This window comes from Streptomyces sp. UNOC14_S4 (assembly GCF_020740835.1).
In the GTDB taxonomy this organism is placed as follows: domain Bacteria; phylum Actinomycetota; class Actinomycetes; order Streptomycetales; family Streptomycetaceae; genus Streptomyces.
The window spans coordinates 1-1,483 of the sequence record NZ_JAINFC010000900.1; the positions used below are offsets into that span (position 1 = coordinate 1).

At 70.7% G+C, this 1,483-nt stretch carries 1 protein-coding gene; it reads left to right on the forward strand.

Translation table 11 applies throughout. From position 1 onward, the window contains the following. Positions 1–560: 560 nt before the first annotated feature. Positions 561–1,483: malic enzyme-like NAD(P)-binding protein (locus K6I34_RS36850; protein WP_308294111.1), on the forward strand; the 923-nt coding region annotated here is incomplete at its 3' end.

Here is a 1,483-nt window from a genome sequence, read left to right on the forward strand (position 1 = left end):
TGCGCACGGCGCGCGGCTGCGGGTCCGTTGTGGCTTGTCGCGCAGTTCCCCGCGCCCCTATGGGGCGCGGCCCCGTTCCCGGCTGCGGGTGCCCCGTCAGGGGCGCGGGGAACTGCGCGAGCGGCCGGACACGGCCCGCAGACGCGCACCGGGCGCAAGAGGCATCCCGGTAGGCGGGGGCCCGGGGCGGAGCCCCGGTGGGGTCCAGGGGCGCAGCCCCGGAGTTCAGCCGTGACTTCCGGGGAGCATTTGTTAGCCTGGAACACGGCACCGGCTCGATCCAAGCCCCCGGGCCCAACCTTTGTCGCTGCGAGCGACCACTTGCCGCGAGGCGAGCATGGCGGGTCGGTGTCACACAAGCCGTGACCGACGGGCGCCCCTCACACGAGGGGCGCCCGTCGTCGTTTCCGCAGGCCAACGTCCCACCCCATCCCGGATGCCGGAAGGAAGCTTCCGGTATCCGGGGCCGGTTACCGTCTACTCATCGGTAGGTGGGACGATCGATTACCGCCCTCGTGGCGCGTACCAAGCGAAAACAGGGAAAGCAGAGGAAAGCGGCCATGGCAACGGCGCCTAGCGTCTCGTACTCGATGACGGTCCGGCTGGAGGTTCCCGCGAGCGGGACCGCGGTCAGCCAGCTCACCACGGCCGTGGAGTCCTCCGGCGGGTCCGTGACCGGCCTGGACGTGACCGCTTCCGGCCACGAGAAGCTGCGGATCGACGTGACCGTCGCCGCGACCTCGACCGCCCACGCCGACGAGATCGTCGAGAAGCTCCGTGGCATCGAGGGCGTGGCCGTGGGCAAGGTCTCCGACCGCACCTTCCTGATGCACCTGGGCGGCAAGATCGAGATGGCGTCCAAGCACCCCATCCGCAACCGTGACGACCTGTCCATGGTCTACACCCCCGGTGTCGCCCGGGTGTGCATGGCGATCGCGGAGAACCCCGAGGACGCCCGCCGCCTGACCATCAAGCGCAACAGCGTCGCCGTGGTCACCGACGGCTCCGCCGTCCTCGGGCTGGGCAACATCGGCCCCAAGGCCGCCCTGCCGGTCATGGAGGGCAAGGCCGCCCTCTTCAAGCGCTTCGCCGGCATCGACGCCTGGCCGATCTGCCTGGACACCCAGGACTCCGACGCCATCGTCGAGATCGTCAAGGCCATCGCCCCCGGCTTCGCCGGCATCAACCTGGAAGACATCTCCGCCCCGCGCTGCTTCGAGATCGAGGCCCGCCTGCGCGAGGCCCTGGACATCCCCGTCTTCCACGACGACCAGCACGGCACCGCCATCGTCGTCCTCGCCGCCCTGACCAACGCCCTGCGCGTGGTGGAGAAGAACATCGGCGACGTCCGCGTCGTGATGTCCGGCGCCGGCGCCGCCGGCACCGCCATCCTCAAACTCCTGCTGGCCGCCGGCGTCAAACACGCCGTCGTCGCCGACATCCACGGCGTCGTCCACGCCGGCCGCCACGACCTCGTCGACGC